Genomic DNA, 12,053 nt, shown 5'->3' with positions numbered 1-12,053 from the left:
ACACGGCGGTAGGGCGAAGCCCCCGCCCGGACGGCTCCGGACGGGGGCTTCGCCGTGGTACCGCGGAAGCGGGTTACAGGCCGAGCTCGACCTCGAACTCGCCCGCCTCCAGGATCGCCTTGACCGCGGTCAGGTAACGGGCCGCGTCGGCGCCGTCCACCAGACGGTGGTCGTAGGACAGGGTCAGGTACGTCATGTCGCGGACGCCGATGACCGAGCCCTCCTCCGTCTCGATGACGGCCGGGCGCTTGACGGTGGCGCCGATGCCGAGGATCGCGACCTGGCCCGGCGGCACGATGATCGTGTCGAAGAGCGCACCGCGCGAACCGGTGTTGGAGATGGTGAAGGTCGCGCCCGACAGCTCGTCCGGCGTGATCTTGCTCGCCCGGACCTTGCCCGCGAGGTCCGCGGTGGCCTTGGCGATACCGGCGAGGTTGAGGTCACCGGCGTTCTTGATGACCGGGGTCATCAGGCCCTTCTCGGAGTCCACCGCGATACCGATGTTCTCGGTGTCGAAGTAGGTGATGGTCCCCTCGGCCTCGTTGATCTTGGCGTTGATGGCCGGGTGGGCCTTCAGCGCCTGCGCGGCTGCCTTGACGAAGAACGGCATCGGGGAGAGCTTGACGCCCTCACGGGCCGCGAACGCGTCCTTGGCGCGGGCGCGCAGCCGCATCAGCCGCGTGACGTCGACCTCGACGACCGACGACAGCTGGGCCTGCTCGTGCAGCGCCTTGACCATGTTGTCGCCGATGACCTTGCGGATGCGCGGCATCTTGACGGTCTGGCCACGCAGCGGGGAGACCTCCAGCACGGGGGCCTTCTTCGCGGCGGCCGGGGCGGCAGCGGCGGCCGGAGCCGGGGCGGCCTTCGCGGCCTCGGCGGCGGCGAGCACGTCCTGCTTGCGGATACGGCCGCCGACGCCGGTGCCCTTGACGGTGGACAGGTCGACGCCGTTCTCGGCGGCGAGCTTGCGCACCAGCGGGGTCACGTAGGCGCCCTCGTCGGTCGCCTTCGCGGCGGCCGGCGCGGGAGCGGCCGGGGTGACCGGAGCCGGAGCGGCCGGAGCGGGCGCCGGAGCGGCCGGGGCCGGGGCGGCGACCGGAGCGGGCGCGGGCGCGGCTGGGGCCGGGGCGGCGACCGGAGCGGGCGCGGGGGCGGCCGGGGCCGGGGTGGGCGCCGGGGCGGCGGCCGGGGCCGGGGCGGCGGGAGCCGGGGCAGCGGCCGGAGCGGCACCCGCGGCACCGATGACGGCGAGCTTGGCGCCGACCTCGGCCGTCTCGTCCTCGCCGACCGTGATCTCCAGCAGCACACCCGAGGCGGGCGCCGGGATCTCGGTGTCGACCTTGTCGGTGGACACCTCCAGCAGCGGCTCGTCGGCCTCGACGGTGTCACCGACCGACTTCAGCCAGCGGGTGACGGTGCCCTCGGTGACGGACTCGCCGAGCGCGGGCAGGACCACGTCCGTGCCCTGGGCGGAACCGGCGCCGGCGGTGGCTTCGGCGGTGGGCGCCGGGGCCGGGGCGGCCTGCTCGGTGGAGGGGGCGGCAGCGGCCGGCTCGGGAGCCGCGGCGGGCGCGGGCTCGGCGGCCGGGGCCGGGGCGGCAGCGGGCGCGCCCGTGCCGTCGTCGATGACGGCCAGCTCGGCGCCGACCTCAACGGTCTCGTCCTCGGCGACCTTGATGGAGGCCAGGACACCGGCGGCAGGGGAGGGGATCTCGGTGTCGACCTTGTCGGTCGACACCTCCAGCAGCGGCTCGTCGGCCTCGACGCGCTCGCCCTCGGCCTTCAGCCAGCGGGTGACAGTGCCCTCGGTGACGCTCTCGCCGAGCGCCGGAAGGGTTACGGAAACCGCCATGGTTTCGGTTGCTCCTAACGGATTGCGGAAGTCTGTGTCGTCGCGTTGTCGACCGAGGGGTCAGTCGTGCGCGTGCAGCGGCTTGCCGGCCAGGGCCAGGTGGGCCTCGCCGAGCGCCTCGTTCTGCGTCGGGTGGGCGTGGATGAGCTGCGCGACCTCGGCCGGCAGGGCCTCCCAGTTGTAGATCAGCTGGGCCTCGCCGACCTGCTCGCCCATGCGGTCGCCGACCATGTGGACGCCGACCACCGCGCCGTCCTTGACCTGGACGAGCTTGATCTCGCCCGCGGTCTGCAGGATCTTGCTCTTGCCGTTGCCCGCCAGGTTGTACTTCAGAGCGACGACCTTGTCCGCACCGTAGATCTCCTTGGCCTTGGCCTCGGTGATGCCGACGGAGGCGACCTCCGGGTGGCAGTAGGTCACGCGGGGGACACCGTCGTAGTCGATCGGGACGGTCTTCAGACCGGCCAGGCGCTCCGCCACCAGGATGCCCTCGGCGAAGCCGACGTGCGCGAGCTGGAGGGTCGGGACCAGGTCACCGACGGCGGAGATGGTGGGAACGTTGGTGCGCATGTACTCGTCGACCAGGACGTAGCCGCGGTCCATCGCGACGCCCTGCTCCTCGTAGCCGAGGCCCTGCGAGACCGGGCCGCGGCCGACGGCCACCAGCAGCACCTCGGCCTCGAACTCCTTGCCGTCGGCGAGGGTGACCTTGACGCCGTCCTGGGTGTACTCGGCCTTCTGGAAGAAGGTGCCCAGGTTGAACTTGATGCCGCGCTTGCGGAACGCGCGCTCAAGAAGCTTGGAGGAGTTCTCGTCCTCGACCGGGACGAGGTGCTTCAGACCCTCGATGACGGTGACGTCCGCGCCGAAGGACTTCCACGCCGAGGCGAACTCGACGCCGATGACACCGCCGCCCAGGATGATCGCGGACTTCGGCACACGGTCCAGGACGAGGGCGTGGTCGGAGGAGATGATGCGGTTGCCGTCGATCTCCAGGCCCGGCAGCGACTTCGGCACGGAGCCGGTCGCCAGCAGGACGTGACGGCCCTGGACGCGCTGGCCGTTGACGTCGACGGAGGTGGGGGAGGACAGCCGGCCCTCGCCCTCGATGTACGTCACCTTGCGGGAGGCGACCAGACCCTGCAGGCCCTTGTACAGGCCGGAGATCACGCCGTCCTTGTACTTGTGGACCCCGGCGATGTCGATGCCCTCGAAGGTGGCCTTCACACCGAACTGCTCGCTCTCGCGGGCCTGGTCGGCGATCTCACCGGCGTGCAGCAGAGCCTTGGTGGGAATGCAACCCCGGTGCAGGCAGGTGCCGCCGACCTTGTCCTTCTCGATCAGGGCGACGTCCAGGCCCAGCTGAGCCCCGCGCAGGGCCGCGGCATAACCGCCACTACCACCGCCGAGGATCACTAGGTCGAAAACGGTGCTGGCGTCGTTCGCCACGTCACGTCCTCCATGCATGTGCGCCACGCCGGTCTCCAGTGACCGGTCGGCGGCTGGTGTCCGGCCGCTCGTTCTTTCGGCCCTTGGTGGGGCCCTGTCCTGCCGACGCCCATCTTCGCACTTGTCGGAGGGGAACGAGACGCGGGGCCGACGTGTGAGACACCACACGCTCATAAGCGAACACGCGAAACACAAGGCGACGGGGCCTCGCCCTACCCGCGCGCGAGGCCCCGTCGAGTGGATCAGCCCAGGTCGCCCTCGGCCGTCAGCTCGGCGAGCCGGACCAGCGTCCGCACCGCCGACCCCGTACCGCCCTTGGGGGTGTAACCGAACGGACCGGACTCGTTGAAGGCCGGGCCCGCGATGTCCAGGTGCGCCCAGGTGATGCCCTCGCCCACGAACTCGCGCAGGAACAGGCCCGCGACCAGGCCGCCGCCCATCCGCTCGCCCATGTTGGCGATGTCGGCGGTGGCGGAGTCCATGCCCTTGCGCAGGTGGTCCGGCAGCGGCATCGGCCAGGACGCCTCGCCGACCTCCTCGGCGGCCTCCACGATCGCCGTGCGGAACGCGTCGTCGTTGGCCATCACGCCGAACGTCCGGTTGCCCAGCGCCAGCACCATGGCACCGGTCAGCGTCGCCACGTCCACGATCGCGTCCGGCTTCTCCTCCGAGGCCGCCCACAGCGCGTCGGCCAGCACCAGGCGGCCCTCGGCGTCGGTGTTCAGCACCTCGACGGTCTTGCCGCTGTACATGCGCAGCACATCACCCGGGCGGGTGGCGGAACCGGACGGCATGTTCTCGGCCAGCGCCAGCCAGCCGGTGACATTGACCTCCAGGCCCAGCCGGGCCGCCGCGACGACGGCGGCGAACACGGCGGCGGCACCGCTCATGTCGCACTTCATCGTCTCGTTGTGACCGGCCGGCTTCAGCGAGATGCCGCCCGAGTCGTAGGTGATGCCCTTGCCGACGAACGCCAGGTGCTTCTTGGCCTTGGAGTGCGTGTACGACAGCTTCACCAGCCGCGGACCGGCCGCGGAGCCGGCGCCGACGCCGAGGATGCCGCCGTAGCCGCCCTTGGCCAGCGCCTTCTCGTCGAGCACCTGCACCTTGATGCCGTGCTCCTTGCCCGCCGCCTGCGCGACGGCCGCGAACGCCTCCGGGTAGAGGTCGTTCGGCGGGGTGTTGATCAGGTCGCGGGCACGGTTGAGCTCCTCGGTGACGGCGGTGGCCCGCTCGATCGCGGCCCGGTACGCCTTGTCCCGGGGCTTGCCGCCGAGCAGCGCGACCTCGGCGAGCGGCGCCTTGCCGTTCCCCTTGCCGTCCTTGCCGCTGTCCTTGTAGGCGCCGAAGGAGTACGCGCCCAGCAGCGCGCCCTCGGCGATCGCCCCGGCGTCGGCGGCGTCGGCGAGGGGGAGGGCGAAGGCGGCCTTCTTGGAGCCGGCGAGCGTGCGCGCCGCGACACCGGCGGCCTTGCGCAGCGCCTCCGCGTCGTACTCGGCGTCCTTCTCGGGCTCCGCGCCCAGGCCGACGGCGACGACGAGCGGCGCCTTGAATCCGGCCGGGGCCGGGAGCTTGGTCACCTCGCCCTCGCCGCCGGAGGCACCGAGGGTCTCCAGGATGCCGGCCAGGCGGCCGTCGTATGCCTTGTCCAGGGCTTCGGCACCAGGGGCGACCACGGGGCCCTTGGCGCCCTTGGCGACACCGATCACGATCGCGTCGGCCCTAAGGCCGGCCGCCGCGGCGGTGCTGAGAGTCAGAGCAGTCACGGTGGTGAATTCTCGCTTCCGATGTGAAGTTGCAGTGGCCGAAAGATGGTGGGTCGACCGGGCCCGACGGCCGACCCTAATTCCGATGACGCAGGTGCGGCTCAGCGGGGCCTTCCCCGGTGCTGACACTCGGGCTTGAGCCTACGCGCGTGTGTCCCGTTCGCTCATTCCTGCGGGCGTTCACCTGTCAGTGGCGTCGTTGCGGCTTCACCGCTCTCACTCCCGGTGACCTGAGCCACACTCAACGCGTTCCGGCGAGCCGAGGGCCGGCCGCTTCGCATGATTTCCGAGGATCCCCGTCGACATGTCATGACGGGTCCTGTGGGGGGAGACAACACATGACGCACCGCGCGTACCGATGGAGATGCACCGCCGCCGTACTGACGGCCGTGGGGGCGATGACGCTGGGCCCGGGGGCGCCCGGCGCGGCGGCCGCGGTGGAGCCGCGCGTCGACCTGCGGGTCCTGGTGGTGGACGACGGCGGCAGCGCGGTCGGGGCCATCGTGGCCCAGCTGCGCGGTACGGGCATCCCGTACACCACCGTCGACCTGAACGATTCTGCCCGTCCGGCCCTCACCGCCGGCTTCCTCAGCGACACCGTCGGCGGACGGCCGCGGGCGAAGTTCCAGGGCGTGGTGCTGCCCAACGAGGCCCCGTTCGGAGCCGGTTCCGCCGAGCAGACCGCCCTGGAGACCTTCGAGCGGACCTTCGGCGTCCCGCAGGTCGACGCCTACACCTGGGCCCACCCCGGCGTCGGCCTCGACTACACCAGCGAGGGCGGCTGGGCGGGCAGCCTCGACGGCCGGGAGGCCGCCGTCACCGCCGCCGGGAAGTCCTCCGCGTTCGGCTACCTCGACGGCGCCTTCGCCTTCGAGGACAACGCGCCGACCGTCCAGGAGAGCTACGGCTACGTCGCCCGCCCCCGCGCCGGCTTCACCAGCTACGTCGACCTCCCCGTCCCCGAGGGCGAGGGACGCGGCAGCCTGGTCGGCGAGTACGCCCACGACGGGCGCCGCGAACTGGTCGTCACCTTCGCCTACAACCAGCACCAGCGGCAGTTCCGGCTGCTCGCCCGCGGCATCGTGGAGTGGCTGACCCAGGGCGTCCACCTGGGCCAGGACCGCAACTACTTCGCCGTCCACGTCGACGACGTCCTCGCGCCCGACGCCCGCTGGGACACCGAGCGCAACTGCACCCCCGGCGACATCGACTGCGTCGGCGGCGGCGAGGAGACCGACCCGATCCGCATGACCGCCGCCGACGCCGCCTACGCCGCGCAGTGGCAGCGCGAACAGGGCTTCACCCTCGACCTGGTCTACAACGCCGGGTCCGGCGAGGAGTGGAAGAGCGAGCACGGCGGCACCGACCCGCTCGCCACCCGCCTGGTCGCCGACCGCGCCCAGTACCGCTGGATCAACCACACCTGGACCCACCCCTTCCTCGGCTGCGTCCAGGACACCTCCACGGTGCCGTGGACCTGCGCGAAGAACGCCGACGGCTCCGTCAAGTACATGAGCCGCTCCGAGATCTCCCAGCAGATCCGGGACAACCACAACTGGGCCGTGGGCAAGGGCATCCAGGTCGACCGCACCGAACTCGTCACCGGCGAGCACTCGGGCCTGAAGACCCTGCCCCAGCAGCCCGCCGACAACCCGAACCTGGCCGGCGCCCTCGCCGACAACGGCGTGAAGTGGACCGCCTCCGACAACTCCCGCGAGCCCGAGCAGCGCGCGGTCGGAGGCGCCCTGACCGTGCCGCGGCACCCGATGAACGTGTACTACAACACCGGCACCGCCGCCGAGATGGCCGACGAGTACAACTGGATCTACACCTCCCGCGCCGACGGCGGCAGCGGCATCTGCGAGGACAACCCCGCCTCCACCTGCCTCGACGAGCCGCTCGACCCGGCCACCGGCTACGCCGAGTACATCGTCCCGCAGGAGACCCGCATCGCCCTCGGGCACGTGGTCGGCAACGACCCCCGCCCGCACTACGTCCACCAGTCCAACCTCGCCGAGGAACGCATCCTCTACCCGGTGCTCAACCGGATCCTCGGCGACTACCGCGCCCTGTTCGCCGACAACACCCCGGTGCAGAACCTCTCCCAGAAGGCGATCGGTACCGAGCTGCAGCGCCGCGAGGCGTGGCGCAAAGCGGTGGCGAACAACAAGGTCACGGCCTACCGCATCGGACGGACCGTCACGATCACCGCGCCGTCCGGCACGCAGATCCCGGTGACGGCACCGGAGGGCACCCGGCAGCAGCAGCTCCTGGGCACCACCGCCTTCGGCACCTCGTACGCGGGCAAGCGCTCGGCCTGGGGAGCGCCCGGACTGCTCCAGTCCGCGCTCACGCTGAACCTGCCGTAGGGCGGGCCCGCCCCGCGTACCTCGTCCGCATCACAGGGGGGAACCCGCGCAGCGATGCGCCGTCCTGTCACCATGCTCACCGAAGGCACCTACCCGCATGTCCACGGCGGCGTCAGCACCTGGTGCGACCAGCTCGTCCGGGGCATGCCGGAGGTGTCCTTCGACATCGTCTCGCTCACCGGCTCCGGCCGGGAACCGGTCACCTGGGAACTGCCGCCGAACGTCCGCCGCCATGTGCCGGTCCCGCTGTGGGGGCCGACGCCGCCCGGCGGCGGACGCCCGCTGCTCGGCCGTACCCGCCGCCGGTTCCTCGACTCCTACGAACGGTTCCTGCTCTCCTTCCTCGAACCCGACTCCCGCGCCGACTTCGGGGAGGCCCTGTACGAGCTGGCCGAACTGGCGCGGGCGGGACGGCTGTCGGGGGCGCTGCGCGGCGAGGCCGCACTGCGGTCGCTGATGTGGATCTGGACGATGCCGCATCTGCCGACGGCCGTCGCCGACCCGACCGTGCACGACGCGCTCACCGCGCTCGACCTGCTGGAACACGCCCTGCGCCCGCTGGCGGTGCGGCTCCCGGAGGACTGCGTGGCGCACGCGGTGAGCAGCGGCCTCGCCACGCTGCCCGCGCTCGCCGCACGGGAGTTGGACGGCGTACCGTTCCTCCTCACCGAGCACGGCATCTATCTGCGCGAGCGCTACCTCGGATACCGCGGCGCCGAACAGCGCTGGCCCGTGAAGGCGTTCATGCTCGGCTTCTACCGTGAACTGAATTCACACGGGTACCGGGCCGCGGACCTGATCACACCCTGCAACCAGTACAACCGGCGCTGGGAGGAGCGCGGCGGCGCCGACGCCGACCGCATCCGCACCGTCTACAACGGCGTGGACCCGCACGCCTTCCCACACGCCGGGCCCGAACCCGACGTCCCCACCCTCACCTGGTGCGGCCGGATCGACCCCATCAAGGACCTGGAGACCCTGCTACGGGCCTACGCCCTGGTCCGCGTCGAACTCCCCCAGACCCGGCTGCGGTTGTTCGGCCCCGTCCCGCCCGGCGGCGAGGCCTACCGCACCCGGCTGGAGAAACTCGCCGCCGAACTCGGCGTGGCCGACGGCCTCACCTTCGAGGGCCGGGTCAGCGAGGTCTGGCGGGCGTACGCGGCCGGGCACGTGGTCATGCTCTCCTCCATCTCGGAGGGCTTCCCGTTCTCCCTCATCGAGGCGATGTCCTGCGGCCGTACGACGGTCTCCACGGACGTCGGGGGAGTGCGCGAGGCGGTCGGCGACACGGGGCTGGTGGTCCCGCCGCGCGAGCCGGAGCAGATGGCGGCGGCAGCCCTGACCCTGCTCAAGGACGACGACCGCCGCCTGCGCCTCGGCGCGCAGGCCCGCCAACGGGTCATCGACCGCTTCACCCTGCGCCGCTCGGTGGACGCCTTCCGCACGATCTACCGGGAACTGGCGGGCCTGCCCGAGCGGTACGAGCCGTCCGTGGAAACCGTCACCGACTGGACCCTGGAACTGCGCGACCCCTGGTACGAGAAGCTCGCGACGGTGGGGACGGACTGGTGAACCGCCCCGACCCGGTGACCGAACTGGCCGACCGCCTCGACGACTTCGTGGCCGCCGCGGTCCACCCCGACGAGATCGCCGCGCTCCTCGAATCCGACGGCCTGACGGACGACCTGATCCGCGAACGCTACGGCGCGGACAACTCCTTCGCCCTGGCGGAGAAGCTGTACACCCGCGTCCCGCGCCGCCCGGCAGAGCCACGGCGCGCTCCCGCGGACCCCTGGCGGGTGGGCCTGCTTCCCTGCCTCCTGCGCGGCGCCGTCTTCGCCCTCCCCGGCCTCGGGTACGTCCTGGCGGCACCCCTACTGGGCCCGTCGGCGACAGCCCCGCTCCTGACAGCGGCCCTGTTCGGCTGGGCCTGGAACCAGGGGGTGGCGCACCGGGCGTACCTGTGGCTGGGGATGGGGGACAAGCGGGCGGCACGCAGCGCGTTGCTACGGGGCGGGGCGACGGGCGCGGTGCTGGGCACGGTGACGGCGGCGCCCTTCGCATCCACGGCCCCGCTGCTCGCGGCGGCGGCCCAGTCCTGCTACTTGGGCGCGGCGACGGCGCTGCTGGTACTGGGCCGCGAACGGGCCCTGCTGACGGCACTCCTACCGCTGACAGCGGGCGCGGTACTGACAGTGATCCACCCTCTCCCGGCCGCGGCGAGAGCAGGGGCGCTGACCTTGTCCCTGGCAGCAGTGGCGACCCTGGCCCTACTGGACTGCCGCAGCGGCGGGCAGCCGAGTCCACGCGGCTGCGGGCCCTCGTGCCGCGGCGTGGCGGTGCGGCCCAACCGACATAGCTGCGGGCAGTCGTGCCTCCCCCAGTGCCTCAAGGGCCTGGGGGGACCCCCAGGCGGCACGGCTGGGCGCAGCGGCACCCCGCAAGCGCCGGCGAGCGCACCCACCCCCACGGCGCCACCCCTCGCCGGCTCGCTCCCGTACGCCCTCTTCGGCCTGGCGACCGGCGCCCTGGTCATCCACACGGCCCTGGACGACGTACGCACAGCCGCCGCCCTCACCCTGAGCATGGGCCCCGCCGAATACCTCCTGTACCGCTTCCGCAGCTCAGCCCTGACAACACTCCGCTCCGCGACAACCCCCCGCACATTCCGCCGCCGAACCACCCGCCACATAGCCACGGGCCTGACCGCCTACTCGGTCACCCTCCTCACCCTCGCCTTCGCCTTCACACTCGCACCCCCCACCCCCGCCCTGCTCCTCCTGGGCGCGGTGATCTGGACGGGCCTGCTGCTCCAGTCCTTCGGCGCGGTCACCGGCACGGCCGTCATCTGCACGGCAACGGCCCTGACCCAGACCCTCACGGACACCTCGACGGCGCTCTACGCCCTGGCCACCGCCGCCCAACTGACCCTCGTCCGCATCCACCTCGGAAGGGCCACAGCGCACCGATGAGAGACCATCGCCGTGTGAGACGCCGCCTCCCCACCCTCGCCGCCGCCCTGCTCGCCCTGCTGCTCACCGCCGCCTGCACCGCGTCGTCGGACGACAAGCGCCCCACCGGTCCACGCTGGCAGCCCCGCCCCGGCACGGACTGGCAGTGGCAGCTCAGCGGCCGCCTCGACGCGTCCGTCGACGTACCGGTGTACGACATCGACGGCTTCGACCACTCGGCGGAGACGGTCGCCGACCTGCACCGGGACGGCCGCAAGGTGATCTGCTACCTCTCCACCGGCGCCTGGGAGGAGTTCCGCCCGGACGCCGACGACTTCCCCGAGTCGCTGCTCGGCCGCGGCAACGGCTGGAAGGGCGAGCGCTGGCTGGACATCCGCCGTACCGACGTCCTGGAGCCGTTGATGGCCGAGCGTTTCGACATGTGCCGCGACAAGGGCTTCGACGCCGTCGAGCCGGACAACATGGACGGCTACCTCAACCGCACTGGCTTCCCGCTCACCGCGAAGGACCAGCTCCGCTACAACCGCCTGATCGCGAAGCTGGCCCACGACCGGGGCCTGGCCGTCGGCCTGAAGAACGACCTGGACCAGATCCCGGAACTGGTCGGCGACTTCGACTTCGCGGTGAACGAGCAGTGCGCCCAGTACGACGAGTGCGAGACGCTGAAGCCGTTCATCGAGGCGGACAAGGCGGTCTTCCACGTCGAGTACGAGCTCCCGACCGGCCGCTTCTGCCCGCAGTCCCGACGGCTCGGCCTCAGCTCGCTGCTGAAGAGGTACGAGCTGGGGGTATGGCGCAAGGCCTGCTAGAGGCCTGTCACGCCGCGAAGGTCAGGACCACCAACGACGCCGTGGCCGCCGTCTCCGCCAGCCCGCCGAAGACATCGCCCGTGACCCCGCCGAAGCGGCGGACGCAGCGGCGCAGGAGGAGTTCGGCGAGGGCGAGGGCGGCGAGGAGGGCGAGGGCGGTGCGTACGGCGTCGTCGGCGCCGAAGAGGGTCCCGGCGGCAGCGGCGGCCAGCGCGGCGACGGCCGTGACGACGGCCGCCGAGCGCACGGGCACCACCCCGGCGACGGCGGCGCCGAGCCCTTCCGGCCGGGCCGCGGGCACGCCGGTACGCGCGGCCAGGGTGAGCGCCAGCCGCGCGGCCACGGCGGAGACGACGGCGGCGAGCGCACCCCGGGCCCAGGAGTCGTCGTACACCTGCGCCAGGGCGGCGACCTGGGCGAGCAGGACGAACAGGAGGGTGATCACCCCGAACGGCCCGATGTCCGACTGCTTCATGATCCGCAGCGCGTCCTCGGCGGGCTTGCCGCTGCCGAGCCCGTCCGCGGTGTCGGCGATGCCGTCGAGGTGCAGTCCGCGTGTGAGCAGGGCGGGTACGGCCACGGAGCCGACGGCGGCGAGCAGGGTGCCGGCGCCGAGGTAGAGCAGGGTCAGTCCGACGGCCGCGGCGCCCGCGCCGACCACCAGTCCGACCACGGGAGCGCAGAGCATGCCGCCGCGCGCGGCGTCCCGGTCCCAGCGCTCGACTTTCACGGGCAGGACGGTGAGGGTGCCGAAGGCGAAACGGAGGCCGGGGTCGAGGCGGGTTGTGGACACGGGCGGAAGGTTACGTCAGGCGGCCCAGTCCCGGCCGCGC

8 protein-coding genes are annotated in these 12,053 nt (G+C 72.2%); 4 read left to right on the top strand and 4 right to left on the bottom strand.

What is annotated here, in order from left to right:
• Positions 1-73 precede the first annotated feature (73 nt).
• The 3 genes from sucB to ACZ7L7_RS18575 all read right to left on the bottom strand — a co-directional run bounded on the left by sucB (position 74) and on the right by ACZ7L7_RS18575 (position 5,070).
• Positions 74-1,855: a 2-oxoglutarate dehydrogenase, E2 component, dihydrolipoamide succinyltransferase gene (gene sucB / locus ACZ7L7_RS18585; protein WP_472076526.1), complete on the bottom strand. Its 1,782-nt coding sequence runs from the start codon at positions 1,853-1,855 to the stop codon at positions 74-76.
• A gap of 60 nt (positions 1,856-1,915) precedes the next feature.
• On the bottom strand, positions 1,916-3,304 hold the full coding sequence (gene lpdA, locus ACZ7L7_RS18580) for a dihydrolipoyl dehydrogenase (protein ID WP_176711634.1): 1,389 nt from the start codon (positions 3,302-3,304) through the stop codon (positions 1,916-1,918).
• 242 nt (positions 3,305-3,546) lie between these two features.
• A complete protein-coding gene (locus tag ACZ7L7_RS18575) occupies positions 3,547-5,070 on the bottom strand; it encodes a leucyl aminopeptidase (RefSeq protein WP_285516074.1) in 1,524 nt (507 codons plus the stop codon).
• 338 nt (positions 5,071-5,408) lie between these two features.
• On the opposite strand from ACZ7L7_RS18575, the gene ACZ7L7_RS18570 reads away from it, so the two are divergent.
• Genes ACZ7L7_RS18570 through ACZ7L7_RS18555 form a run of 4 tightly spaced genes read left to right on the top strand, consistent with a single transcriptional unit; the run spans position 5,409 to position 11,220 of the window.
• Positions 5,409-7,439 (top strand): hypothetical protein, encoded by a 2,031-nt coding sequence (locus tag ACZ7L7_RS18570; RefSeq protein ID WP_285516075.1) that lies wholly within the window; start codon positions 5,409-5,411, stop codon positions 7,437-7,439.
• Between the two features lie 54 nt (positions 7,440-7,493).
• Entirely contained in the window at positions 7,494-9,011 is a 1,518-nt protein-coding gene (pelF, locus tag ACZ7L7_RS18565; RefSeq protein ID WP_472076524.1) for a GT4 family glycosyltransferase PelF, read from the top strand.
• Positions 9,008-10,411 (top strand): hypothetical protein, encoded by a 1,404-nt coding sequence (locus tag ACZ7L7_RS18560; protein ID WP_472076522.1) that lies wholly within the window; start codon positions 9,008-9,010, stop codon positions 10,409-10,411. The genes pelF and ACZ7L7_RS18560 overlap by 4 nt, the downstream gene beginning before the upstream one ends.
• Positions 10,408-11,220 carry an endo alpha-1,4 polygalactosaminidase gene (locus ACZ7L7_RS18555; RefSeq protein WP_285516078.1) on the top strand — a complete coding sequence of 271 codons (813 nt, stop codon included), beginning with the start codon at positions 10,408-10,410 and terminating at the stop codon, positions 11,218-11,220. Before ACZ7L7_RS18560 ends, ACZ7L7_RS18555 begins: the two co-directional genes overlap by 4 nt.
• Positions 11,221-11,227: 7 nt before the next feature.
• Here ACZ7L7_RS18555 and ACZ7L7_RS18550 read toward each other — a convergent pair whose 3' ends face one another.
• Complete coding sequence (locus ACZ7L7_RS18550; protein WP_472076520.1) at positions 11,228-12,013, bottom strand: adenosylcobinamide-GDP ribazoletransferase; 786 nt, start codon at positions 12,011-12,013, stop codon at positions 11,228-11,230.
• Between the last annotated feature and the right edge of the window lie 40 nt (positions 12,014-12,053).

The sequence above is a fragment of the Streptomyces sp. NPDC110618 genome (assembly GCF_055657065.1).
Note: the sequence above shows the minus strand (reverse complement) of the source record. Positions and strands in the feature narration are given on the sequence as shown.

Excerpts from the sequence above, each read along its gene's own strand:
- ACZ7L7_RS18570 (WP_285516075.1), top strand. The coding sequence starts at position 5,409 with ATGACGCACCGCGCGTACCGATGGAGATGCACCGCCGCCGTACTGACG.
- ACZ7L7_RS18555 (WP_285516078.1), top strand. The coding sequence starts at position 10,408 with ATGAGAGACCATCGCCGTGTGAGACGCCGCCTCCCCACCCTCGCCGCC.
- pelF (WP_472076524.1), top strand. The coding sequence starts at position 7,494 with ATGCGCCGTCCTGTCACCATGCTCACCGAAGGCACCTACCCGCATGTC.
- sucB (WP_472076526.1), bottom strand. The coding sequence starts at position 1,855 with ATGGCGGTTTCCGTAACCCTTCCGGCGCTCGGCGAGAGCGTCACCGAG.